The sequence below is a fragment of the Pseudomonas sp. HN2-3 genome (assembly GCF_020691745.1).
In the GTDB taxonomy this organism is placed as follows: domain Bacteria; phylum Pseudomonadota; class Gammaproteobacteria; order Pseudomonadales; family Pseudomonadaceae; genus Aquipseudomonas; species Aquipseudomonas capeferrum.
In genome coordinates this window covers 257,000-281,109 of record NZ_CP085704.1, presented here as the reverse complement: position 1 = coordinate 281,109, position 24,110 = coordinate 257,000, and the positions used below count along the sequence as shown (strand labels likewise).

At 64.1% G+C, this 24,110-nt stretch carries 23 protein-coding genes; 14 read left to right on the top strand and 9 right to left on the bottom strand.

Going from position 1 to position 24,110, the window contains the following annotated elements:
* The first annotated feature begins 4 nt into the window (after positions 1 to 4).
* From LJX93_RS01210 to LJX93_RS01200, 3 genes are read left to right on the top strand one after another with little or no spacing between them, the layout of a single operon-like run.
* Positions 5 to 1,819 (top strand): sensor histidine kinase, encoded by a 1,815-nt coding sequence (locus LJX93_RS01210; RefSeq protein WP_033703216.1) that lies wholly within the window; start codon positions 5 to 7, stop codon positions 1,817 to 1,819.
* On the top strand, positions 1,816 to 3,225 hold the full coding sequence (locus tag LJX93_RS01205; RefSeq protein WP_156311032.1) for a sigma-54-dependent transcriptional regulator: 1,410 nt from the start codon (positions 1,816 to 1,818) through the stop codon (positions 3,223 to 3,225). Before LJX93_RS01210 ends, LJX93_RS01205 begins: the two co-directional genes overlap by 4 nt.
* A complete protein-coding gene (locus LJX93_RS01200) occupies positions 3,222 to 3,677 on the top strand; it encodes a YiiD C-terminal domain-containing protein (RefSeq protein ID WP_033703219.1) in 456 nt (151 codons plus the stop codon). Before LJX93_RS01205 ends, LJX93_RS01200 begins: the two co-directional genes overlap by 4 nt.
* A 15-nt stretch (positions 3,678 to 3,692) precedes the next feature.
* Here the strand turns inward: LJX93_RS01200 and cysQ are convergent, their stop codons facing one another.
* The gene (gene cysQ, locus LJX93_RS01195; RefSeq protein WP_227696666.1) at positions 3,693 to 4,529 is read right to left on the bottom strand and encodes a 3'(2'),5'-bisphosphate nucleotidase CysQ; all 837 of its coding nucleotides are present in this window, start codon (positions 4,527 to 4,529) and stop codon (positions 3,693 to 3,695) included.
* Positions 4,526 to 5,092, bottom strand: coding sequence for an ADP compounds hydrolase NudE (nudE, locus tag LJX93_RS01190; RefSeq protein ID WP_033703221.1), 567 nt, complete (start codon positions 5,090 to 5,092; stop codon positions 4,526 to 4,528). Before nudE ends, cysQ begins: the two co-directional genes overlap by 4 nt.
* Before the next feature lie 64 nt (positions 5,093 to 5,156).
* Between nudE and yrfG the strand changes: the two genes are divergently transcribed.
* On the top strand, positions 5,157 to 5,819 hold the full coding sequence (gene yrfG, locus LJX93_RS01185) for a GMP/IMP nucleotidase (RefSeq protein ID WP_033703223.1): 663 nt from the start codon (positions 5,157 to 5,159) through the stop codon (positions 5,817 to 5,819).
* A 107-nt stretch (positions 5,820 to 5,926) separates the two neighbouring features.
* Here the strand turns inward: yrfG and lysM are convergent, their stop codons facing one another.
* Entirely contained in the window at positions 5,927 to 6,367 is a 441-nt protein-coding gene (lysM, locus tag LJX93_RS01180; RefSeq protein WP_047582915.1) for a peptidoglycan-binding protein LysM, read from the bottom strand.
* A 175-nt stretch (positions 6,368 to 6,542) separates the two neighbouring features.
* On the opposite strand from lysM, the gene fdhD reads away from it, so the two are divergent.
* The 3 genes from fdhD to LJX93_RS01165 all read left to right on the top strand — a co-directional run bounded on the left by fdhD (position 6,543) and on the right by LJX93_RS01165 (position 10,420).
* Complete coding sequence (fdhD, locus tag LJX93_RS01175) at positions 6,543 to 7,373, top strand: formate dehydrogenase accessory sulfurtransferase FdhD (protein ID WP_227696665.1); 831 nt, start codon at positions 6,543 to 6,545, stop codon at positions 7,371 to 7,373.
* 5 nt (positions 7,374 to 7,378) lie between these two features.
* Positions 7,379 to 9,724, top strand: coding sequence for an FdhF/YdeP family oxidoreductase (locus tag LJX93_RS01170; RefSeq protein ID WP_227696663.1), 2,346 nt, complete (start codon positions 7,379 to 7,381; stop codon positions 9,722 to 9,724).
* A gap of 216 nt (positions 9,725 to 9,940) precedes the next feature.
* Positions 9,941 to 10,420 (top strand): glycine zipper domain-containing protein, encoded by a 480-nt coding sequence (locus LJX93_RS01165; RefSeq protein WP_033703227.1) that lies wholly within the window; start codon positions 9,941 to 9,943, stop codon positions 10,418 to 10,420.
* A gap of 55 nt (positions 10,421 to 10,475) precedes the next feature.
* Here the strand turns inward: LJX93_RS01165 and LJX93_RS01160 are convergent, their stop codons facing one another.
* The 3 genes from LJX93_RS01160 to hslO form a co-directional block, all read right to left on the bottom strand.
* Positions 10,476 to 10,916 carry an acyl-CoA thioesterase gene (locus LJX93_RS01160; RefSeq protein ID WP_033703228.1) on the bottom strand — a complete coding sequence of 147 codons (441 nt, stop codon included), beginning with the start codon at positions 10,914 to 10,916 and terminating at the stop codon, positions 10,476 to 10,478.
* A 178-nt stretch (positions 10,917 to 11,094) separates the two neighbouring features.
* Positions 11,095 to 12,636 carry a phosphoenolpyruvate carboxykinase gene (locus LJX93_RS01155; RefSeq protein ID WP_033703229.1) on the bottom strand — a complete coding sequence of 514 codons (1,542 nt, stop codon included), beginning with the start codon at positions 12,634 to 12,636 and terminating at the stop codon, positions 11,095 to 11,097.
* A gap of 179 nt (positions 12,637 to 12,815) precedes the next feature.
* A complete protein-coding gene (gene hslO, locus LJX93_RS01150; protein ID WP_033703231.1) occupies positions 12,816 to 13,715 on the bottom strand; it encodes an Hsp33 family molecular chaperone HslO in 900 nt (299 codons plus the stop codon).
* A gap of 119 nt (positions 13,716 to 13,834) precedes the next feature.
* On the opposite strand from hslO, the gene LJX93_RS01145 reads away from it, so the two are divergent.
* Positions 13,835 to 14,629, top strand: coding sequence for a phosphatase PAP2 family protein (locus LJX93_RS01145; RefSeq protein ID WP_033703232.1), 795 nt, complete (start codon positions 13,835 to 13,837; stop codon positions 14,627 to 14,629).
* A gap of 26 nt (positions 14,630 to 14,655) precedes the next feature.
* Here LJX93_RS01145 and LJX93_RS01140 read toward each other — a convergent pair whose 3' ends face one another.
* Complete coding sequence (locus LJX93_RS01140; RefSeq protein ID WP_047582909.1) at positions 14,656 to 15,057, bottom strand: RNA-binding S4 domain-containing protein; 402 nt, start codon at positions 15,055 to 15,057, stop codon at positions 14,656 to 14,658.
* 175 nt (positions 15,058 to 15,232) lie between these two features.
* Between LJX93_RS01140 and LJX93_RS01135 the strand changes: the two genes are divergently transcribed.
* Together LJX93_RS01135 and rimK are read left to right on the top strand one after the other, a co-directional pair.
* Positions 15,233 to 15,649 (top strand): ATP-dependent zinc protease, encoded by a 417-nt coding sequence (locus LJX93_RS01135; protein WP_414004136.1) that lies wholly within the window; start codon positions 15,233 to 15,235, stop codon positions 15,647 to 15,649.
* On the top strand, positions 15,646 to 16,551 hold the full coding sequence (rimK, locus tag LJX93_RS01130; protein WP_012316721.1) for a 30S ribosomal protein S6--L-glutamate ligase: 906 nt from the start codon (positions 15,646 to 15,648) through the stop codon (positions 16,549 to 16,551). The genes LJX93_RS01135 and rimK overlap by 4 nt, the downstream gene beginning before the upstream one ends.
* A 113-nt stretch (positions 16,552 to 16,664) precedes the next feature.
* Here rimK and LJX93_RS01125 read toward each other — a convergent pair whose 3' ends face one another.
* Positions 16,665 to 17,978, bottom strand: coding sequence for an ATP-binding protein (locus LJX93_RS01125; RefSeq protein WP_033703234.1), 1,314 nt, complete (start codon positions 17,976 to 17,978; stop codon positions 16,665 to 16,667).
* Positions 17,979 to 17,991: 13 nt separating this feature from the next.
* Positions 17,992 to 18,732, bottom strand: a complete 741-nt coding sequence (gene ompR / locus LJX93_RS01120; RefSeq protein ID WP_227696662.1) for a two-component system response regulator OmpR — start codon at positions 18,730 to 18,732, stop codon at positions 17,992 to 17,994.
* A gap of 227 nt (positions 18,733 to 18,959) precedes the next feature.
* Here ompR and LJX93_RS01115 point away from each other — a divergent pair, with 227 nt between their 5' ends.
* The 4 genes from LJX93_RS01115 to LJX93_RS01100 all read left to right on the top strand — a co-directional run bounded on the left by LJX93_RS01115 (position 18,960) and on the right by LJX93_RS01100 (position 24,033).
* Complete coding sequence (locus LJX93_RS01115; protein ID WP_033703236.1) at positions 18,960 to 21,284, top strand: Tex family protein; 2,325 nt, start codon at positions 18,960 to 18,962, stop codon at positions 21,282 to 21,284.
* Positions 21,284 to 21,667 carry a PaaI family thioesterase gene (locus tag LJX93_RS01110; RefSeq protein ID WP_186660445.1) on the top strand — a complete coding sequence of 128 codons (384 nt, stop codon included), beginning with the start codon at positions 21,284 to 21,286 and terminating at the stop codon, positions 21,665 to 21,667. The genes LJX93_RS01115 and LJX93_RS01110 overlap by 1 nt, the downstream gene beginning before the upstream one ends.
* Positions 21,668 to 21,820: 153 nt before the next feature.
* Entirely contained in the window at positions 21,821 to 23,398 is a 1,578-nt protein-coding gene (gshA, locus tag LJX93_RS01105; protein ID WP_227696661.1) for a glutamate--cysteine ligase, read from the top strand.
* A complete protein-coding gene (locus LJX93_RS01100) occupies positions 23,398 to 24,033 on the top strand; it encodes a TetR/AcrR family transcriptional regulator (RefSeq protein WP_095064969.1) in 636 nt (211 codons plus the stop codon). Before gshA ends, LJX93_RS01100 begins: the two co-directional genes overlap by 1 nt.
* Positions 24,034 to 24,110: the final 77 nt, after the last annotated feature.

Here is a 24,110-nt window from a genome sequence, read left to right as displayed (position 1 = left end):
CGTGATGATTGCAAAACCCACGCCCCCACGCCGTCCCCGCTGGCGCAGCCTGGCCCTGCTGGCCCTGTGCCTCGCACCGCTGCTGTGGCCGCTGCATCACCTGGCCGAGCGCTACTACCAGGAAGAACTGGCCTCACAGAACCGCCAGACCCTCGACCTGTACGTCGCCAACCTGCTCGGCACCCTGCACCGCTACGAAACCCTGCCGCAGATCCTCGGCGACCTGCCGGCCCTGCGCGGCGTGCTGGCTGACCCGTTCCGCCTGGAAGCGGTGACCAACGCCAACCGCCTGCTCAAGGGCATCGTCCAGCAGACCGGTGCCGAGGTCATGTACCTGATGGACGTCAGCGGCAACACCCTGGCCGCCTCCAACTGGGACAAGCACGACAGTTTCGTCGGCCGTAACTTCGCCTTCCGCCCTTACTTCAACGAGGCCATGGCCGGCCACCTGGGGCGTTTCTTCGGCCAGGGCACCACCTCGGCCAAGCGTGGCTACTTCTTTGCCGCAGCGGTGCGGGACCGCGAGCGCATCGTTGGCGTGCTGGTGGTCAAGGTCGACCTGGACCACACCGAAACCCTCTGGGGCCGCACCCCCGAGCAACTGTTGCTGACCGACCATAACGGCGTGGTGATCCTGACCTCACGGCCCGACTGGCGCTTCCGTGCCACCCGCGCGCTGACCGAGGCCGAGCGCCAGGCGATCATCGCCATCCAGCCGTACCCGACCCAGGCCCCGCAGCCGCTGCTGCTCAGCCAGGATGCGTGGATCACCCAGACCCGCGACATCAAGGAAACCGGCTGGCAAGTCAGCATCCTCGCGCCACGCATGCTGGTCGACCGCTCGGTGCAGACGGTGATGGCCATCGGCGCCGGCACGCTGCTGGTGATGATGCTGCTGGCCGGCCTGGTGATGCAGCGGCGGCGCCACTACATCGACCGTATCGACTTCGAGGCCCGTGGCCGCCAAGAGCTGGAAAAGCGCGTGGCCGAACGTACCGCCGACCTCGAAGGCCTCAATACCCGCCTCAAAAGTGCCGTGCTGGAACGTGAAAATGCCCAGCAGGAAGCCGTGCGGGCCCAGGACGAACTGGTCCAGGCCGGCAAGCTGTCGGTGCTGGGCACCATGTCGGCGAGTATCAGCCACGAGCTCAACCAGCCGCTGGCGGCCATTCGCAGTTACGCCGAGAACGCCGAGATCTTGCTTGACCATCAACGCACCGACGACGCCCGCGGCAACCTCAAGCTGATCGGTGAACTGACCGGGCGCATGGCCTCTATCATCGCCCACCTGCGCGCCTTCGCCCGCCGCGACCGCCACGCCCCGGAGAGCGTGGCCCTGCAGCCGGCACTGGACGATGCCCTGGCCTTGCTGGCCAAGCGCCGCCGCGCGATGGCCGTCGAGCTGATCCGCGACCTGCCAGAGGCCACGTTGTGGGTACAGGCGGGCGAAACCCGCCTGCGCCAGGTACTGGGCAACTTGCTGGCCAACGCCCTCGACGCCCTGACCGAAAAGGCCAACCCGCGCCGTCTGTGGCTGAGTGCCGAACAGCGCGATGGCTACGTCTACCTGTTCATCCGCGACAACGGCCCTGGCTTCAGCCGCCAGGCGCTGGAGCATGCCAAGGAGCCGTTCTTCACCACCAAGACCCGCACCCAGGGCCTGGGCCTGGGGCTGGCCATCTGCGAAAGCCTGATGCGCGCGCTGGGCGGTGAACTGCTACTGGCCAACCACCCTGAAGGCGGCGCCTTGCTTACCCTGCAACTGCGCGTGGCCGCACCCGGCGCTACCCTGCCCAATTCGGAGGACCCCTCGGCATGACCCCCGAGACACTGATCGACAGCCAAGCCCAGGTCATTCTGGTCGACGACGACCCCCACCTGCGCCAAGCGCTGAGCCAGACCTTGGACCTTGCCGGGCTCAAGGTGGTGGCGCTGGCCGATGCCCAAGGCCTGGCCGAGCGTATCGAAGCCGACTGGCCCGGTGTGGTGGTCAGCGACATCCGCATGCCTGGCATCGATGGCCTGCAACTGCTGGAGCAACTGCACGGGCGCGACAGCGAGCTGCCGGTGCTGCTGATTACCGGCCACGGCGATGTGCCGTTGGCGGTACAGGCGATGCGCGCCGGTGCCTATGACTTCCTTGAAAAACCGTTTGCCAGCGACGCCCTGCTCGACAGCGTGCGCCGCGCCCTGGCCCTGCGCCGGCTGGTGCTGGACAACCGCAGCCTGCGCCTGGCCTTGAGCGACCGCCAGCAACTGGCCACGCGCCTGGTGGGCCAGTCGCCGTCGATGCTGCGCCTGCGCGAGCAGATCGGCGCCTTGGCAGGTACCCGCGCCGATGTGCTGATACTGGGTGAGACCGGTGCCGGCAAAGAGGTGGTGGCCCGCGCCCTGCACGACCTGTCCAGCCGCCGTGACGGGCCATTCGTGGCGATCAACGCCGGGGCACTGGCCGAGTCGGTGGTCGAGAGCGAGTTGTTCGGCCACGAACCTGGCGCCTTCACCGGAGCGCAGAAGCGGCGCATCGGCAAGTTCGAATTCGCCAATGGCGGCACGCTGTTTCTCGATGAAATCGAAAGCATGAGCCTGGATGTACAGGTCAAACTGCTGCGCATGTTGCAGGAGCGGGTGGTCGAGCGCCTGGGCGGCAACCAGCTGATCCCGCTGGATATCCGCATCATTGCGGCCACCAAGGAAGACCTGCGCCAGTCCGCCGACCAGGGGCGCTTCCGCGCCGACCTGTATTACCGCCTGAACGTGGCGCCGCTGCGCATACCCCCGCTGCGTGAGCGCGGTGACGACATCCTGGTGTTGTTCCAGCACTTCGCCGATGCCGCCAGCCAGCGCCACGGCTTGACGCCGCACACCCTGCAGCCCGCCCAGCGCGCCATGCTGCTGCGCCACGCCTGGCCTGGCAATGTGCGGGAGCTGCAGAACGCTGCCGAACGCTTTGCCCTGGGCCTTGAGCTTGCCCTCGACGGCCAGGCACCGGCTGCGGCAACGCCGGCGCCGGTGGTCGTGGCCGGCAACCTCAGCGAACAGGTCGAGCAGTTCGAGCGCTCGCTGATTGCCGCCGAGCTTGCCCAACCCCACAGCTCCATGCGCAGCCTGGCCGAGGCTCTGGGCATTCCACGCAAGACCTTGCATGACAAGCTGCGCAAGCACAGCCTCAGTTTTGACGGCGGCAGCGGCGGGCACGACGACCAGGAGGACAACCGTCCATGAGCACCGACAGCCAGTACCTGCAGGGCGTACTGCACAGCGACATCCCCCTCACGCGGGAAATGGGCCTGGAGGTCATCGACTGGCAGCAGCACACCCTGCGCCTGCAACTGCCGCTGGCGGCCAACGTCAACCACAAGAGCACCATGTTCGGCGGCAGCTTGTACTGCGCTGCGGTACTGGTGGGCTGGGGGTGGCTGCACCTGCGCCTGCGCGAGTTGGGCATCGATGACGGGCATATCGTCATCCAGGAGGGGCAGATCAGTTACCCGTTGCCGGTCACCGGTACGGCAGTGGCCCGCTGTGCGGCGCCGGATGAAAAGAGCTGGGCGCGCTTCGTGACGATGTACCAGCGCCGTGGGCGGGCGCGGCTGACGCTGGAGACTACCGTCAGCAATGCCGGCAGCGACGAACCGGCCGTGCAGTTCAGCGGGCAGTACGTTCTGCACCGCTGATTGCCTGCACGCACCCTAGTTGTTGTAGGCGCGGCGCGACAGGTCGATCAAGGCCTGGCGCCAGCTGGCAGCGCTGGGCAAGGCCAGGAAAAACGGGTTCAGCAGTGACTCACGCGGCGGATAGCGGAACGGCTGGCCGTCCAGCTCGATGACCTCGCCACCGGCACCTTCGACCACCCCCTGCGCCGCAGCAGTGTCCCACTGCGAAGTCGGCGCCAGGCGCGGGTAGCAATCGGCGCTGCCTTCGGCCAGCAGGCAGAACTTCAGCGAGCTGCCGATATTGGCCAGCGCCAGGTCCCCCACCGCAGCCCCTAGCCCGGCCAGCAGCGCTTCTTGCTCCGGGCTGGAATGACGACGGCTGGCGACCACGGTGAAACGGCCATCGGCAGGCGGTGCATTGCGTACCTGGATCGGCTCGGCCGCTTCACCCGCCTCGGCACGCCAGGCACCCAACTGGCGGCCGCCAAAGTAACAGCGCCCGTTGGTCGGCATCGACACCACGCCAAACACCACCTCAGCATTGTCGATCAGCGCGATGTTGACCGTGAACTCTTCACTGCCTGCAATGAATTCCTTGGTACCGTCCAGCGGGTCGACCAGCCACCAACGGCTCCAGCCCTGGCGCTCGGCCAGCGACATGTCGCAGTCTTCTTCGGACAGCACCGGGATGTGCGGCGCCAGCGCCAGCAAGCCATCGGCAATGACTCGGTGCGCCGCCAGGTCTGCCGCAGTGACCGGTGAATCGTCGGCCTTGTTGCTGACCGCCACATCGGCGCGCCAGAACGGCAGAATCGCCTGGCCCGCCACCTGGGCCAGCTTGACCACTTCGTGCATCAGCTGCAGGTCGTTCATAGCTCTAGCAGCCCCCGCTGGCTCAGCAGGTCGCGCGCCAGGTAAAGCGCCGCCAAGGCGCGGCCCTCGGTGAACTGCGGGTGCATGGCCAGGGCCGACAACTCGCGCAGGTTGACCTTGTCGACCCGCATCGGCTCCGGCTCATCGCCTTCAAGCTGCTCTTCATACAGGTCGGTCGCCAGCACCACCTGGATCTTCTGGCTCATGTAGCCAGGCGACAGCGACAGTTCGGTCAGGTGCTCCAGTTGCCGCGCCCCAAAACCGGCCTCTTCCTTGAGCTCCCGGTCTGCCGCCGCCAGCACGTCCTCGCCCGGTTCGATGAGGCCCTTGGGCAACGACAGCTCGTATTCGTCCGTGCCGCCGCAGTATTCCTCGACCAGCACAGCATGTTCGGCGTCGAGCATCGCCACGATCATCACCGCCCCGTAACCGTTGCCCCGGCCGACCAGGCGCTCATAGGTGCGCTCGGCACCATTACTGAAGCGCAGTTGCACGGCCTCGACGCGGAACAGGCGGCTGCTGGCGACGATTTCGCGGTTGAGGACGGTGGGTTTCTGGCGCATGGGGCAGCTCCTTGGCGTGAACGGGTTACTATACCGTGGCTAGCCGACTGAACGAGAGTTTCCCATGTCTGTTCTTCCCTGGTCTGCCATCGATACCGTCCTGCTGGACATGGACGGCACGCTGCTCGACCTGCACTACGACAACCGATTCTGGCTGGAGCACCTGCCCCAGCGCTATGCCGAGCTGCATGGCGTCAGCCGGGCCATGGCAGAAATGGAGCTGCAGCCGCTGTTCGAGCGCAATGCTGGCACGCTCAACTGGTACTGCCTGGACTTCTGGAGCCGTGAGCTGAAGCTTCCGATCCGTGAGCTCAAGCGCGAGATCGCCGACCTGATCGCCCTGCGCCCGGATGCCGACACCTTCCTGGCCGCCATCCGCCAGGCGGGCAAGCGCGTGGTGATGATCACCAATGCCCACCGCGATTCGTTGTCACTGAAGTTGGAGCGGGTAGAACTGGCGCCGTACTTCGAGCGGCTGATCAGTTCGCATGACTATGGCTACCCCAAGGAAAGCCCACAGTTCTGGGATGCGTTGCAGGCGGATATCGGCTTCGACCCGGCGCGCAGCCTGTTTATCGACGACACCCTGGCCATTTTGCGCAGCGCACGGCAGTTTGGGGTCGGGCACCTGCTGGCAGTGAGGCAGCCGGACAGCCAGGCAGCGCCGCGCGATACTCAGGAGTTTGCCGCGGTAGAGGATTACCGGGATTTGTTGTCGGGGCTTTGAGGGCCTCTTCGCGGGGCAAGCCCGCTCCCATAGGTAAGCAAAACCCTTGAGCATTGCAGGGTACCTGTGGGGGCGGGCTTGCCCCGCGAAAGAGCCAGCACGATCTATCAGTCCGGAATGCGCAACACCTGCCCCGGATAGATCTTGTCCGGGTGCGACAGCATCGGCTTGTTGGCCTCGAAGATCTTGTTGTACTGGTTGGCATTGCCATACACGACTACGGCAATGGCTGACAGCGTGTCACCCTTTTTCACGGTAACGAAACGCGCAGCCTGAACGACCGGCCCTGTTACGGTGATCTGATCATCAACGCTGGCCACACCGTTGATGTTGCCCGCCGCCAGAATGATCTTCTCTTTCTCCTCCTGGCTGGCAACCTCGCCTTTGAGGATGATCGTGTCGCCCTCTACAGTGGCGGTGATGTCCGGATTACCCAGGCCGACGCTTTCCACGTGCTTTTTCAACTGCTCCTCGGCATTGGCATTACCGGGGGTCAGCAGGTCGATCAACTTCTCGCCGGCTTCCTTCACGAAACTGAACAGGCTCATTGCGTTCTCCTTGTTGATAAAACCTCGGAGCCAGGAGTCTAGGCCAGGATTACCCGACCTGCCCCTGCCGCGACCAATCGACGCGGTCTATCAAGGCATAGACCCTAGCGATTAGACGAGACCGTCCCACAGGCCTAGGCTTGGGCTATCAAATCGCCGCCGGTAGCCAGCCCCGATGAACAGCAAACCTCCGGTCTGCGCGGCCTCATCGCCTTTGGCCTTGCCCGCCGCCAGCAACACCTACGATTATGCCCAGCTCGGCGACGCCGAGCGCGCCAGCACGCCCCTGGCCGAAGAAGTGGCCTTGGCCATTGCCTACAACGGCCTCAACCAAGCGGTGATGCTAGTCAGCCCTACCGACCTTGAAGACTTTGCCGTCGGCTTCAGCGTCGGCGCCGGGCTTGTCGAAGGCCCCCACGAGATCTATGACCTCAAGCTGTCCGGCACCGGGTCGGCCCTGTACGCCGACCTGGAAATCTCCAGCCGGGCCTTCTGGAACCTGAAGAACCAGCGCCGCCAGCTGGCCGGCACTAGCGGCTGCGGCCTGTGCGGGGTCGAAGCACTCGAGCAGGCACTGCCCGAGCTGGCCGAACTGCCCGGTGCGCCCTTGCCGCCTGCGCACTGGCTGGCAGGCCTGCGTGGGCGTATCGACGCCTTCCAGCCGCTCGGCCAGCATTGCGGCGCGGTGCATGCGGCACTGTTCATGGACCGTAACGGCGAACTGCTGCTCGGCCGCGAAGACATCGGCCGGCACAACGCCCTCGACAAACTGATCGGAGCCCTGCTGCGCCAAGGCATCGACAGCACCGGCGGCCTGGCCATCGTCACCAGCCGCTGCAGCCTGGAGCTGATCCAGAAGGTGCTGCGTGCCGGCATCCAGACCCTGGTCAGCCTCTCGGCACCCACCGGCCTGGCCCTGCAATGGGCGCGCAAGCACAACCTCAACCTCATTCACTTGCCCAAACACAGTGCACCGCGGGTCTACAGCCCAGCGGCGGAGTCGTAACAGCCGTGACCTCGTACCAGCCCCTCCCTGACAACGCCCCAGCCGCCCCCCCTCGCTACAAGCCCTACCACGGCCCCGCCGGAGGCTGGGGTGCGTTGCGCAGCGTGGCCAAGGCTTGGGTCGGCAGCGATAACGCGCTGAAGAACATCCGCGCGCTGCTCAAGACCAACCAGAACGGCGGCTTCGACTGCCCCGGCTGCGCCTGGGGCGATTCGCCGGAAAGCGGCATGGTCAAGTTCTGCGAGAACGGCGCCAAGGCGGTCAACTGGGAAGCCACCAAGCGCCGCGTGGACGCCGCCTTTTTCGCCCGCTACAGCGTCAGCGCGCTGCGCGAGCAGAGCGATTACTGGCTGGAGTACCAGGGGCGCCTGACCGAACCGATGGTCTACGACGCACAACAGGACCGCTACCAGCCCATCAGTTGGGATGCCGCCTTTGCCCTGATCGCCCGCGAACTGAACAACCTGGCCACCCCTGACCAGGCCGAGTTCTACACCTCGGGCCGGGCCAGCAACGAAGCCGCCTACCTCTACCAGCTGTTCGTGCGGGCCTACGGCACCAACAACTTCCCCGATTGCTCGAACATGTGCCACGAAGCCAGCGGCGTGGCCCTGGGGCAAAGCGTCGGCGTCGGCAAGGGCACGGTCACCTACGACGACTTCGAGCATGCCGATGCGATCTTCGTCTGGGGCCAGAACCCGGGCACCAACCACCCACGCATGCTCGACCCGCTGCGCGATGCGGTGAAACGCGGCGCCCAGGTGGTGTGCGTCAACCCGCTGAAAGAGCGTGGCCTGGAGCGTTTCCAGCACCCGCAGAACCCGCTGGAGATGTTGACCAACAGCGACCGGCCGACCAACACCGCGTTCTTCCGCCCGGCCCTTGGTGGCGATATGGCGCTGCTGCGCGGCATGGCCAAGTTCGTCCTGCAGTGGGAACGTGAGGCCCAGGCCAACGGCGAACCTGCTGTGTTCGACCATGCTTTCATCGCCGAGCACGGTCACGGCGTCGATGACTACCTGGCAGTGGTCGATGCCACGCCGTGGGCGCATATCCAGACGCAATCCGGCCTGGCCCTGGCCGACATCGAGCTGGCCGCGCGCATGTATTGCCGTGGCAAGCGGGTGATCATGTGCTGGGCGATGGGCATCACCCAGCATCGCCATTCGGTGCCGACCATCCAGGAAATCGTCAACCTGCAGATGCTGCGCGGCAACATCGGCGCGCCAGGCGCCGGCCTGTGCCCGGTGCGTGGCCACAGCAACGTGCAGGGCGACCGCACCATGGGTATCAACGAGCGCCCGCCGCTGGCACTGCTCGACGCCCTCGAGAAGCGCTTCAACTTCCCCATGCCGCGGCACAATGGCCACAACACCGTCGAAGCCATCCACGCCATGCTCGACGGCCGTGCCAAGGTGTTCATCGGCTTGGGCGGCAACTTCGCCCAGGCCACGCCAGACACCGCGCGTACCGCGCAGGCGCTGCGCAACTGCGAGCTGACCGTGCACATCAGCACCAAACTCAACCGCAGCCACCTGGTGCACGGCAAGCAGGCACTGATCCTGCCGTGCCTGGGCCGTACCGATATCGACCTGCAGGCCGACGGGCCACAGGCGGTGACCGTGGAAGACTCGTTCAGCATGGTCCATGCCTCCAACGGCCAGTTGAAGCCGCTGACGACGCAGATGCGCTCGGAGCCTGCGGTGGTTGCCGGTATCGCTGCCGCCACCCTGGGCAAGCAGCCGGTCGACTGGCACTGGCTGGTCGCCGACTACGACCGCATCCGCGACCTGATCGGCGACACCATTGCCGGGTTCAGCGGCTTCAACCAGCGCCTGCGCGAGCCGGGTGGCTTCTACCTGGGCAACAGCGCCGCCAACCGCGAATGGCAGACCAGCACCGGGCGCGCCAATTTCAAGGCCAACTTGCTGCCGGACACCTTGCTTGATGAGCGCGTGCGGGCCAGCGGCCAATTGCCAGACCTGGTCATGCAGTCGATGCGTTCGCACGATCAGTACAACACCACCATCTATGGCCTGGATGACCGCTACCGAGGCGTGCGCGGCCAGCGTGAGGTGCTGTTCGTCAACGAGGCCGACATCATCCGCCTTGGCTTCCAGCCGGGGCAGAAGGTCGACATCGTCTCGTTGTGGGGGGATGAGCATGTGCGCCGTGTGCACGGCTTCACCTTGCTGGCCTTCGATATTCCGGCCGGGCAGGCGGCGGCCTATTATCCAGAGGTGAACCCGCTGGTGCCGTTGGAGAGCATTGGCGATGGCAGCCATACGCCGACGTCCAAATTCATTGCCATCAAGCTGGAACGTGCGCGGGACGACGGGCGTATTCTGTAGCGCTCGAAAGGCTTACGGCAAAAACGAAAAAGCCCTGTTCCGTAACGGTTCAGGGCTTTGTCATAAGTAACTCTGACAGCCAAAAAACAATAAAGTTTCACCTAGAAAACAGTAACTTAGAGAATTGTGTACAACTCGTGCTACTCGTCGGATTTCAATTGCCAGCCGCCCTCCAGAGCCTCAAATTCGCCTCGTCATCCTTATGAGGCTCTCTTGATGAAGAAGTACTCCTCGATTCTGTTGTTGTCTTTCAGCTTGCTCAGCGGCGTTGCCATGGCCGGTGGCAATACCGAGGCCGGCATTGGCGGCGCATTGGGTGGGGTACTCGGCTCCGTAGTGGGCAACTCCATCGGTGGTAGCACGGGCGGCGCTATTGGTGCCGGCCTGGGCGGCGCAGCCGGCGGCGCCCTGGGTGCCGATAAACGCCAGCGTGGCGAGGCCGCCATCGGTGGCGCGCTGGGCGCCGCAGGCGGCAACGTGGTTGGTCGCTCGGTGGGCGGCACCACCGGTAGCTATATTGGTGCGGCAGCCGGCGGCGGTGCCGGTGGCGCGCTGGGTAACTACATGGGCAACAAGGCCGACGACGACGAACGCCATGACGATCGCCGCTACCGCCGTAGCTACGACGACCGTCGTCACTATGACCGTGGCAACCATTACGGCCACCGCAAGCACAAGCGCCACTGGCGCCACTGATGCCTGAGGGCTTGGCCCTGGCAGCAAAAGCCCCGCCCCGCCCGGCGGGGCTTTTTTATGCCTGCGGGGCGAGCTGAAGGCCGCTGAGAATGGCCTGCAGTGCCTCAGGCAGCGGCACAGGCCGGCCGCTTGAGCGCTCGATGAACACCTGCACCACCGTCCCCGCCGCACACGCATCCCTTTCGCCAGGGCGATACAGCGCCAACCGGTATTCCACGGTACTGCCGGCCAACCGCGTCACCCCCAGGCCCACCTCAAGCACATCCGGAAAACCCGGCAGCGCGAAAAAGTCCGCAGCCGAACTGACCACGAACGCGGCCAGAGCACCTTCACGCAGGTCCAGCTCAGCTTGCTCGACGAGGAAGGCCTGGATGGCGGTTTCGAAAAAGCCATGCACGGTGGCACCGGCGATGTGGCCGTTCAGGTCGTTGTCCTGGGGGCGGGTGAGGATGGGATGGAAGTGGGCGAATGCACTGCGCTGTGGGGCTTCGGTCATCTGTCTGTCTCGCGAGGTCGCAATGGATGCTAACAGTGAAACAGAAAATCCAGACTGGAGGATGTCTTTACGTCCTTTTTGCGGGCAGCCCGCGAAAAGGCCATTAGTAATCGTGCAAAAGCATCAGGCACAAAAAAGCCGCCATCTCAGGCGGCTTTTCTTTACAGCTAACGACAGCTTACAGCTGTGGGCCAGCAGCCTTGATGGCGTCGGAAACTTCGAACTTCTTGAAGTTTTCGATGAACAGCTTGGCCAGGCCTTTGGCGGCCTCGTCGTAGGCAGCTTTGTCAGCCCAGTTGGTGCGCGGGTTGAGCAGCTCGGTATCAACGCCCGGAACGGTTTTTGGCACGTCCAGGTTGATGATGTCCAGGTGCTCGGTGTCGGCACCTACCAGCGCGCCGCTCTGGATCGCAGCGATCACCGCGCGGGTGGTCGGGATGCTGAAGCGCTTGCCAACGCCGTAGCCACCACCGGTCCAGCCGGTGTTGACCAGGTAGACCTTGGAGTTGAAGCCGTTGATGCGCTTGATCAGCAGCTCAGCGTACTCGCCAGCCGGGCGCGGGAAGAACGGCGCGCCGAAGCAGGTGGAGAAGGTCGACTTGATGCCGCCGCCCGAACCCATTTCGGTGGAACCGACCAGCGCGGTGTAACCGGACAGGAAGTGGTAGGCAGCCTGTTCGTTGTTCAGGATCGAAACCGGAGGCAGAACGCCGGTCAGGTCGCAGGTCAGGAAGATGACCGCGTTAGGCTCGCCGCCCAGGTTCGCTTCGGAACGCTTGGCAACGTGCTCCAGCGGGTAGGCCGCACGGCTGTTCTGGGTCAGGCTGACGTCGGTGTAGTCGGCGTGCTTGTTGGCGTCGAGCACGACGTTTTCCAGCACTGCACCATGCTTGATGGCTTTCCAGATGACCGGCTCGTTCTTCTCGGACAAGTCGATGCACTTGGCGTAGCAACCGCCTTCCATGTTGAAGACAACGCCTTCGCCCCAACCGTGCTCGTCGTCACCGATCAGGTAACGGCTTTCGTCGGCCGACAGGGTGGTCTTGCCAGTGCCGGACAGGCCGAAGAACAGGGTCACATCGCCTTCTTCGCCGATGTTGGCAGCGCAGTGCATTGGCAGCACGTCGGCAGCCGGCAGCAGGAAGTTCTGCACCGAGAACATGGCTTTCTTCATTTCACCGGCGTAACGCATGCCAGCGATCAGCACCTTCTTCTGGGCGAAGTTGATGATCACGCAGCCGTCGGAGTTGGTGCCGTCACGCTCAGGCTCGCAAACGAAGTTGGCGACGTTGAGGATCTGCCACTGGTCACGACCAGCCGGGTTGAACTGCTCAGGGTTGATGAACAGGCAACGGCCGAACAGGTTCTGCCAGGCAGTCTGGGTGGTCATCTTCACCGGCAGGTAGTGCTCGGCGGCCGCACCTACGTGAACGTAGGAAACGAAGTGATCCTGGGCGTTGTTGAACGCCTCGACGCGGTCCCACAGGGCATCGAACTTGTCGGCCGGGAACTTGCGGTTGATCGGGCCCCAGGAGATGGCAGCCTGGGTGGAAGGTTCTTCGACGATGAAACGGTCAGCCGGCGAACGGCCAGTGCGGTGACCGGTCTCGACCACCAGTGCGCCAGTATCGGCCAGCACGCCCTCACCGCGTTGCAGCGCTTCTTCTACCAGCTTATCGACGCTCAGGTCGGTGTACACGGTGTTGTTGGCTTGCGTCATGAGATACCCCATCCGGCCCGAGGCCGAGTGCTCCAAACGTTTTGTAGTTGTCTGTAAAAAACTACTACAGCGAAAAAAGTGGCCGGATTATGCCAGAAACGCCCAAAAAAAGTAGGCCCCTCCTGTCGTTACTGCGCTTTTGCGCAATTCGACAGCAGAATTCCCTGTAGTTAATCGTTTCAGTGCCGAGTTTCTGACGCCGTGTCTGTCCCGCCACCGGCAAACAGTTGCGCGACATCGCTTGCATCGAAGAAATAGCGCTCGTTGCAGAACTGGCAATCGATTTCCACCTTGCCACCGCACTCTTCGACCAACTGCTCGGCGTCGTGCTGGCCGAGGCTAACCAGCGCATTGCCGGAGCGCTCGCGCGAGCAACTGCAGTGGAAGCGCAGCGGCTCGATATCGAACAGGCGCACGGCGTCTTCATGGTAGAGGCGGTGCAGCAGGGTTTCGTTGTCCAGCACCCACTCTTCGGCTTTGAGCGTGCTGGCGAGGGCCGTTACATGCTGCCAGCTCTCGGCGCGCTCTTCTTCGTCGCGCTGGCGGTCTACCGGCAACTGTTGCAACAGCAGGCCGCGCGCCTTGCCGTCCTTGGCATCAAGCCAGAAACGGGTATTGAGCTGCTGCGACTGAACGAAGTAGTTGGTGAAGCATTCCGACAGGTTGGCGCCATCCAGGTCGACGGTACCCTGGTAACGCTGGCCTTTGACCGGGTCGATGGTCAGGGTCAGGTGGCCGTCGGGCATCAGCTGGGCCAAGGTCGCCTCTGCGCCGATCTGGTCCGCCTCGTAACGGGCAACGCCGCGAATCTCGCGATCACCGGAGCATTCCACCATCAGCAGCGGGATCGGCCCCTGGGAACGTGCCTGCAGGATCAGCAGGCCATCGAACTTCAGCGCGCCCACCAGCAATGCGGTGGCAGCCATCAGCTCACCGAGCAGCGCGGCCACAGGTTGGGGGTACGGGTGACGCGCCAGCACTTCGGCATAGCTGCGGTCGAGCCCCACCCACTCACCGCGGATATCGCGGTCGTCGAAGATGAAGCGTTGGGTGAAATCGGTATCCGGCAATTCGCTCATAGGTTCTGGCTATCTAAAAATGATGACAAAATGGTTACACGGGATTTCGAAACACTTGCGAAGCCCGTGACAGAGCGCTCACAAGGCGCTCCGATTCCTGTTGGCAATAGAGGTATCTTATGGACAATCGACCACTGTTCCAAGCAAGGTGGTCCTTGGGACCCTTGGCAGCCTGCACGCTGCTGCCCATCGCTCTACTGTGTTTCTGGTTATGGCCTATTGGCCAGATCCTGTGCCTGACTTTCGACGAATGGCTGTTTCACAGCCTCAATGCGCCGCTGGCCGACAACACCGCCTGGCGCTACATCTGGACCCTTGGCAGCCTGCGCCCGTTCGACATCGTGGTCGGGTTGATCCTGCTGGCAGTGCTGATCCGTGGCAACTGGGTGTTCAAAGCCTGCCAGGTGCGTGAGGCCTTTTTCGGCTTTTTGGTCACCCTGGTTCTATTAGTGGTGATTCGCGCGCTGTTTTCCAAGTGGGTCGATGCCGCTGGATGGCAACACAAGAGCCCGTCGATGATCTTCGATGACGTCGTGCACCTCAGTGACTACTACCCGAACCTGGAGGCTGCCTGGGAACTCAAGGACCGCTCCAGCAAGAGCTTCCCGGGTGATCACGCCTCGGTGTTGCTGATCTGGGCGTTGTTCATGAGCCTGTTCAGCCGGCGCCTGGTGCACTACCTGGTGGTCTGGGGGCTGGCGGTGGTGTTCATGCTGCCGCGTTTGGTGGCAGGCGCCCATTGGGGCCAGGATGACTACATCGGCGGGTTGCTGATGGCGATACTGGCGTTGGGGTGGAGCTGCTATACACCGTTGGCGGCCAAGGGCAGTGCGGCATTGATGCGCTGGACGGCGCCGCTGTTCCGGTTGGCAGCCAAGCTGCCGTTGGTCGGGCGGTTGGCTGTGGTTCGCTGATGCTTGGGGCCGCAATGCGGCCCCGTTCACTCGAAGCTGCCGTGCAGCTGATGAATCTGCCGCCGCTGTTTCTTGTTAGGCCGGCCGTCGGTGGTCACACCCATCGCACCGGCCTTGCGCAGCTCGGCAGCCTGTTCACGGCGCCGCACGCTCTCTTCGGTTTCGGCGTACAGCGCCTGCGCCTCCGGCGCCCCACGGCGCACTACCGACAGCGCCTTGACCACGACCGTACGCTCGTCGAACCCGGTACGCAGGACGAACTCATCGCCTACCCTCGGCTCCTTGCCTGGCTTGCAGCGCTCGCCCCGGCAATGCACCTTGCCACTCTCGATCGCCGCCTTGGCCAGCGCTCGGGTCTTGTAGAACCGCGCCGCCCACAGCCATTTGTCCAGGCGAACCTTGTCGTCTTCTTCCGCCTTGTGTGCCATCCCGTTACCTCGAATTCAGTCTTTCATCGAACTGTACTACCGTATCTTGCGGATGCAAAAAGTCCACGCCGTGCTTACAGTTCACCACCTTATCGCCTGGGTGCGCTTCGTGAAGACATTTGACCATTTGACTGTGATCGGCCTGCGCGAGTGGGTGGCCCTGCCCGACCTCGGGCTGGCCGGGCTGCGCGCCAAGATCGACACCGGGGCCAGCACCTCAAGCCTGCACGCCACCGAGGTGGAACCATTCGAGCGTGACGGCCAGCCGTGGGTCCGTTTTACCGCGCACCTGGGCTCGGTGGTTCAGTTGCGCCACCGCCGTTGCGAAGCCCCGCTGGTGACCATGAAGACTATCAAGAGCTCCAACGGCCATGCCCAGGCCCGTTATGTGATCCGCACTTCGCTGGCATTGGGCGATGCTGTATGGGAAGTGGAGTTCACCCTGGCTTGCCGCAAGGACATGCGCTACCGCCTGCTGCTCGGCTCCAAGGCACTTATTCACGGCCAACTGGTGGTCAACCCTGGCCTGAAGTACGTACAAGACAAACCGGCCTTTCCGGCCACCCTTTCCCCTGTCACAGGTGCTGCATGAAGATCGCTGTGCTGTCGCGCAATCCGCGTCTGTATTCCACCCGCCGCCTGGTCGAAGCCGGTACCCAGCGTGGCCACGAAATGGTGGTGATCGATACCCTGCGGGCCTACATGAACATCGCCAGCCACAAGCCGCAGATCCACTACCGGGGCAAGCCGCTGGAAGGCTTCGATGCGGTAATCCCGCGCATCGGTGCCTCGGTCACCTTTTACGGGTGCGCGGTATTGCGCCAGTTCGAAATGATGGGCGTGTACCCGCTCAACGAGTCGGTGGCCATCGCCCGCTCGCGCGACAAGCTGCGCTCGCTGCAGTTGCTGTCGCGGCGCGGCATCGGCCTGCCGATCACCGGCTTCGCCCACTCGCCCGACGACATCCCGGACTTGATCCAGATGGTCAATGGCGCCCCCCTGGTGATCAAGGTGCTCGAAGGCACCCAGGGCATCGGCGTGGTGCTGTGCGAGACTACCCAGGCGGCCGAGTCGGTGATCGAAGCCTTCATGGGCCTGAAGCAGAACATCATGGTGCAGGAATACATCAAGGAGGCCGGCGGTGCCGACATTCGCTGCTTCGTGGTGGGCGACAAGGTGATTGCCTCGATGAAGCGTCAGGCCAAGCCTGGGGAGTTTCGCTCCAACCTGCACCGGGGTGGGGTCGCCAGCCTGATCAAAATCACGCCTGAAGAGCGCATCACCGCTATTCGTGCGGCCAAGGTGATGGGTTTGAGCGTGGCGGGGGTAGACATTCTGCGCTCCAACCACGGGCCGTTGGTGATGGAGGTGAACTCGTCGCCGGGGCTGGAGGGGATCGAGGTGACCACCGGCAAGAACGTGGCCGGGATGATCATCGAACACCTGGAGAAGAACGGCGGGCCGAATCAGACCCGGACCAAGGGTAAGGGCTGAGATTCGGGGCTGCTTTGCAGCCCATCGCGACACAAGGCCGCTCCTACAGGGGATCGCGTAACCCTTGTAGGAGCGGCCTTGTGTCGCGATGGGCCGCAAAGCGGCCCCGGCAATCACACGGCATTACGCGGCAGCAAAAGCCCCAACGGCAACCTCACCCGCGCCTCGATCCCGCCACCGGACCGATTGCGCAGCTCGACATTGCCGCCATGCTGGGCCGCGATCCGCTTGACGATCGCCAGGCCCAACCCGGTGCCCTTGCCACCCCGGGCGCGGTCCCCACGAATGAACGGGTTGAAGATGGTCTCCAGCTCCGACTCGTCGATCCCCGTGCCCCGGTCCAGCACGCTGAGCACCACGTAAGGCGCGCTCTCGTCGCCCGAAACATAGGCGGCCACTTCGACCCCTTTGCCGGCATGGTGCAAGGCGTTGCCGATCAGGTTGCCCAGCATGCGCTTGAGCGAAACCCGGCGCAGCGGGAACGGCGGTATCGGCTCAAGGCACAGGCGTACCCGCTCGTGCGGCTGGTTGTACGGCGCCACCACTTCGCGCACCAGGTCGGCCAGGTCGACCTCCTCCACCGGCTCGTCACGGCCATCGCGGATGAACGCCAGGAACTGGTCGAGAATCGCGTCCATGTCCTCGATGTCGCGGACCATGTCATCGCTCAAGTCGTTGTCGCTGTCCAACAGCGAAAGCGACAGGCGCAGCCGCGTCAGCGGTGTACGCAGGTCGTGGGAAACCCCTGCCAGCATCAACTCACGCTCACGCCCTGCCTGCTCGACATCCTCGGCCATCTGGTTGAACGCGCGGTACACCTCGGTCATTTCGCTGGGAGTGTCGCTGATCGGCAAGCGCACGCTACGCCCCTGGCCCAGTTGCCGGGCGGCGAACACCAAGCGCTTGAGCGGCTGGTTCAGCTGGCGTACGAAAATCCAGGCCGACGCGGTGGACAGCAGGCCGATGGCCAGGAACCAGCCGAGCACGTTCCAGATCTTCTGCCCACGCAGCGGATGCGGGTACAACGGCACCTTGAGCCAGCCAGGGCCGAGGCTCGGCGCATTGACCCACAACGCCGGTGGCGCGTGGATGCGCAGACGTACCTCGGTGTCTTCGCCCAGCTCGGCCTGCATCTGCCGCTGGTAAATCTCGCTGTAAGGCCAGTGTTGCTCGCCTTCGGGTACCCCAGAGCCGGTCACCCGGATCAGCCCTGCGGCTTCGGCGATCTTGTCGCGGTTTTCTTCATCGGCAGCCCAATAGGCGCGCAAGGTCAGTGCCACACCATGGCTGTACTGACGGTCGACCAGCACATCCTCGTTCATCAGCAGATAAACGAGGGTCAGCGCCTTGGAAAACAGGACGACGATCAGCACCAGCCACAGCGTGCGGGCGAAGAAGCTTTGCGGAAACCACAGCGGCGTTTTCATCGACGGCAAGGCATCATTTGCCGGAGTTTCCGTCTGGTACGAAGACGTAGCCCACGCCCCAGACCGTCTGGATATAACGTGGCTTGGACGGGTCCGGCTCGATCATGCGGCGCAGGCGCGAGATCTGTACGTCGATGGAGCGCTCCAGGGCGTCCCATTCACGGCCACGGGCCAGGTTCATCAGCTTGTCGCGGGTCAGCGGTTCACGCGCATGCATGACCAGCGCCTTGAGCACGGCGAACTCACCGGTGGTGAGCATGTGCACTTCGTCGCCGCGTTTGAGCTCGCGGGTAGCCAGGGACAGCTCGTAATCACCGAAGGTGACCGATTCGTCCTCGCTGCCCGGGGCGCCGGGCACACTCGGCGCCTGGCGGCGCAGCACGGCCTTGACCCGGGCCATCAGCTCGTCGGGGTTGAACGGCTTACCCAGGTAATCGTCGGCGCCCAGCTCCAGCCCCTTGATGCGGCTGAGCTCGTCGCCCTTGGCGGTGAGCATGATGATCGGGATCTGGTTGTTCGACTGGCGCAGGCGCCTGCACGCGGTCAGGCCGTCCTCGCCAGGCAGCATCAGGTCGAGCACGACCAGGTTGAAGACCTCACGCGACAGCAGGCGGTCCATCTGCTCGGTATTGGGCACCGCGCGGGCACGGTAGCCCTTGCTGGTGAAGAAACGTTCCAGCAGGCTGCTCAGCCCGGGATCGTCGTCGACGATGAGAATCTTGTCACCTTCAGCGGTGTTTGCAGTGCCGGTCATGAATAACTCCTCTGGTATCGCCGCGCATTATGGCGTAGCCATTGCAACGCGTGCCGTGAGCATTGTTAGCAGATTTTTCCCCCAGCGCCAGTTCCGGGCCTCTCGGGCTGGCTTGGCGCCATCACCGCAAGCCGATCACGATGGGTATAATGCGCGGCTTTCATCCAGCGCCGTCAGGCTCCGAGCCCGCGCGCGGCCCCCGTATTCACAATTGTCAGGTGGTTTACATGGACAGCATCAACAGCCGTATCGCCGAGGAACTGGGCGTACGCCCACAACAGGTCGAAGCGGCCGTGGGCCTGTTGGACGAAGGCTCGACCGTGCCCTTCATCGCCCGTTACCGCAAGGAAGTGACCGGCAGCCTGGACGATACCCAGCTGCGCCACCTGGAAGAGCGCCTGCGCTACCTGCGCGAACTCGACGAGCGCCGCGCCAGCATCCTGTCCAGCATCGAGGAACAGGGCAAACTGACCCCGGAGCTGGCCCGCGAGATCAAGTTGGCCGACACCAAGACCCGCCTCGAAGACCTCTACCTGCCGTACAAGCAAAAGCGCCGCACCAAGGGCCAGATCGCCCTGGAAGCCGGCCTTGGCGAGCTGGCCGACGGCCTGTTCAACGACCCGCAGCTGGCCCCGGAAACCGAAGCGGCACGCTTCGTCGACGCCGAAAAAGGCGTGGCCGATGTCAAGGCGGCCCTGGAGGGCGCCAAATACATCCTCATGGAGCGCTTCGCCGAAGACGCCGCCCTGCTCGACAAGCTGCGCAACTTCCTCAAGCAGGAGGCGGTGCTCAGCGCCCGCGTGGTGGCCGGCAAGGAAGAAGAAGGCGCCAAGTTCCGCGACTACTTCGCCCATGACGAACTGCTGCGCAGCGCCCCGTCGCACCGTGCCCTGGCGATTTTCCGCGGGCGCAACGAAGGCATCCTCAGTGCCTCGTTGAAGGTCGGCGAAGAACTGCCCGGCACCCTGCACCCGTGCGAAGTCATGATCGGCGGCCACTTCGGCCTGGAAAACCGCAGCCGCCCGGCCGACAAGTGGCTGGCCGAGGTGGTGCGCTGGACCTGGAAGGTCAAGCTGTACACCCACCTGGAAACCGACCTGTTCGGTGAGCTGCGCGACAACGCCGAGGGTGAGGCGATCAACGTCTTCGCCCACAACCTGCACGACCTGTTGCTGGCCGCCCCGGCCGGGCCGCGCGCCACCCTGGGCCTGGACCCGGGCCTGCGCACCGGCTGCAAGATCGCCGTGGTCGATGCCACCGGCAAGCTGCTGGACACCGCCACCGTCTACCCGCACGCACCGCGAAACGACTGGGACCGCACCCTCTCCGTGCTGGCCGCCCTGTGCGCCAAGCACTCGGTGGAGCTGGTAGCAATCGGCAACGGCACCGCCAGCCGCGAGAGCGACAAGCTGGTGGCCGAACTGGTCAAGAAATACCCGGCCCTGAAGGTCACCAAGGTCATGGTCTCCGAGGCTGGCGCTTCGGTGTACTCGGCCTCGGAACTGGCCGCCCGCGAATTCCCGGACCTGGACGTGTCGATCCGCGGCGCTGTTTCCATCGCCCGCCGCCTGCAGGACCCGTTGGCCGAACTGGTGAAGATCGACCCGAAATCCATCGGCGTCGGCCAGTACCAGCATGACGTGTCCCAGCTCAAGTTGGCCCGCGGCCTGGACGCGGTGGTCGAGGACTGCGTGAACGCCGTGGGGGTGGACGTCAATACCGCCTCGGTGGCGCTGCTGACCCGTATCTCGGGCCTCAACGCAACCTTGGCGCAGAACATCGTGGCGCACCGAGACGCCAACGGCCCGTTCGCCACCCGCGCAGCGCTGAAAAAGGTCAGCCGCCTGGGTGAAAAAACCTTCGAACAGGCCGCCGGCTTCCTTCGTGTAATGAACGGTGACAACCCGCTCGACGCCTCTGCCGTGCACCCGGAAGCCTACCCGCTGGTGCAGCGCATCGCCGCCGGCACCGACCGCGATATCCGCTCGCTGATCGGCGACAGCAGCTTTCTCAAGCGCCTCGACCCGAAGAAGTTCACCGACGAGACCTTCGGCCTGCCGACCGTCACCGACATTCTCCAGGAGCTGGACAAGCCCGGCCGCGACCCACGCCCTGAGTTCAAGACCGCGACCTTCCAGGACGGCGTCGAAGACCTCAAGGACCTGGAGCCCGGCATGATCCTCGAAGGCGTGGTCACCAACGTCACCAACTTCGGCGCCTTCGTCGACATTGGCGTGCATCAGGACGGCCTGGTGCACATCTCGGCGCTGTCGGAAAAGTTCGTCAAGGACCCGCGTGAAGCGGTCAAGGCCGGCGACGTGGTCAAGGTCAAGGTCATGGAAGTGGACATCCCGCGCAAGCGTGTCGGCCTGTCCATGCGCATGGGCGATACCCCGGGCGAGAAGGTCGAAGGCAACCGGGGTGGCGGCCGTGGCAACGGTGGCAATCGCCAGCAGCAGGCGCCACGCCCGCGTGAAACCACCACCGCAGCCCCGGCCAACAATGCCATGGCCTCGTTGTTCGCCAACGCCAAGCAACTGAAGAAGAAGTGATGGACGTCCCGCGCGAATACGTCGAAAGCGCCTTCAGCCAGTTGCTCGGCTGCCGCCTGCAACGCCTGGACACCGGCGTTGCCGAAGTGGCCCTGGCGCTTGCGCCGCAATTGCGCAACAGGGGGCAGAAACTGCACGGTGGGGCGATCTTCAGCCTGGTGGACATCGCCATGGGCCTGGCCTGCTCGGCCAGCCATGGCTTCGACCAGCAAAGCGTCACCATCGAATGCAAGATCAACTACATGCGCGCCGTCAGCGACGGCGAGGTCGTGTGCAGCGCCCGCGTATTGCACGCCGGGCGGCGCACACTGGTGGTCGACGCCGACGTAGTCCAAGGCGACAAGCTGGTGGCCAAAGCGCAAGGAACCTTCGCGGTTCTCTAGCTCACCAAGCACTATCTGCGGTATTTTCAGCAGTGCGCTGGCACTGCTGGAACCGCGTAAACCAGGCGACAACGCCAGTTCCTTTCTCCCTACCCTTGTAGACCGTTATCTCCACCCCCATATTGGGGCGACTGACGCGTGAAGGAATCCATCTTGAGCGACCTCCTCAACCGCCGCCTGAGCCTGCTCGGCGCCAATCTTCCCCTGCTCAAGCAGTGCCTGCACGGTATTGAGCGAGAATGCCTGCGCGTGACCGATGAAGGTCGCCTGGCCCAGACCCCGCACCCGGAAGCGTTGGGTTCGGCGCTGACCAATGAGCAGATCACTACCGATTATTCCGAGTCGCTGCTGGAGTTCATCACCCCGGCCCTCGCAGACCCGGCCCAGGTGTTGGAGAACCTCGAAGAGATCCACCGCTTCGTCTACACCAAGCTGGGTGACGAATACCTGTGGAGCCCGTCGATGCCCTGTGCGTTGCCGGCCGAGGAAGACATCCCGATCGCCGAATACGGCAGCTCCAACATCGGCAAGCTCAAGCACGTGTACCGCAAAGGCCTGGCCCTGCGCTACGGCCGCACCATGCAGTGCATCGCGGGCATCCATTACAACTTCTCGTTGCCAGAGGCGCTGTGGCCCTTGCTGCGCGCAAGTGAAGGCAGCGAAGAAGACGCGCGCGACTATCAGTCGTCGGCCTACATCGCGCTGATCCGCAACTTCCGCCGCTACAGCTGGCTGCTGATGTACCTGTTCGGCGCCTCGCCGACACTGGACAAAGGCTTCCTGCGTGGCCGCCCGCACCAACTCGAAGAGCTGGACGCCGAAACCCTGTTCCTGCCCTACGCCACCAGCCTGCGCATGAGTGACCTGGGTTACCAGAGCAACGCCCAGGCCGGCCTCACACCCTGCTACAACAACCTGGCCAGCTACACCGACAGCCTGCGCAAGGCGGTGGGCACGCCCTACCCGCCCTACGTCGAGGTCGGTACCCACGTGGATGGCGAGTGGGTGCAACTGAACACCAACATCCTGCAGATCGAGAACGAGTACTACTCGAACATCCGCCCCAAGCGCGTCACCTACACCGGCGAGCGGCCGATCCAGGCCCTGACCTCTCGTGGCGTGCAGTACGTCGAAGTGCGCTGCCTGGACATCAACCCGTTCCTGCCCGTCGGCATCGACCTGCCCGAGGCGCGTTTCCTCGATGCATTCCTGCTGTTCTGCGCGCTTGAAGAAAGCCCGCAACTGGACAACGGCGAGTGCGGCCAGTGCACCAGCAACTTCCTGACCGTGGTCAAGGAAGGTCGCCGTCCTGGCCTGCAACTGCAGCGCGATGGCCAACCGATCGGTCTGCAGGCGTGGGCCGGCGAACTGATCACGCGCATTCGCGCGCTGGCCGACCTGCTCGACCAGGCACACGGCAGTGACGAGCACGCCAAGGCACTGGATGCCCAACAGGCCAAGGTCGACGACGCTTCGCTGACCCCATCGGCCCAAGTACTGGCGCGCATGACCGAACACGACGAGAGCTTTATCCAGTTCTCGCTGCGCCAGAGCCGTGTCCATGCCGAGAGCTTGCGCGAACAACCGTTGAGCAGCGCACGCCAGCAGGCCTTCGAAACGCTCGCCCGCGAGTCCCTGGCCAAGCAGAGCGAGCTTGAACAGACCGAAGTCGGCGACTTCGACCTGTTCGTCGGTGCCTACCAGGCCAGCATCCTGGCGATCAGCAACTGATGAGCCGCACCGCCTCCCTTCGCAAGCCGCGCGCCAGCAGCCAGGCCAGGATCGAAGCGATCCTGGCGGCGGCTCGCGAGCTTCTGGCAGAGCAAGGGGTCGCGGGGCTGTCGATCTACAGCGTTGCCGAACGGGCACAAATCCCACCTTCGTCGGTGTATCACTTCTTCGCCAGCGTGCCCGCCTTGCTCGAGGCGTTGACCGCCGATGTGCATCGGGCCTTTCGCGAAGCCCTCAGCGCCCCCATCGACAGCGCTGCGTTCAATACCTGGCACCAACTGTCACGGCTGATCGAGCAGCGCATGCTCGACATCTACAACGAAGACGCCGCAGCGCGCCAACTGATCCTTGCCCAGCATGGCCTGAGCGAAGTGGTGCAGGCTGACCGCCAGCATGACATGGAGCTGGGCGAGCTGATGCACAGGCTGTTCGACCAGCACTTCCAGCTGCCGACAATGCCGACCGATGTGGATGTGTTTGCCTTGGCCATGGAATTGAGCGACCGGGTGTATGCCCGCTCCATGCAGCTGCATGAACAGATCACCCCGCGTATGGCCGAGGAAGGCATGCGGGTATTCGAAGCGTATCTGGGGCTCTACCTGCCGCCGTTCCTGGGAAAACGCCACACACACTGAACGAGCAACATGTAACGCAGTTCGCCTCCGATCGAACGTTGAAATGGGCGCTCCTCTCCAGCACTCAGCCAACGTGG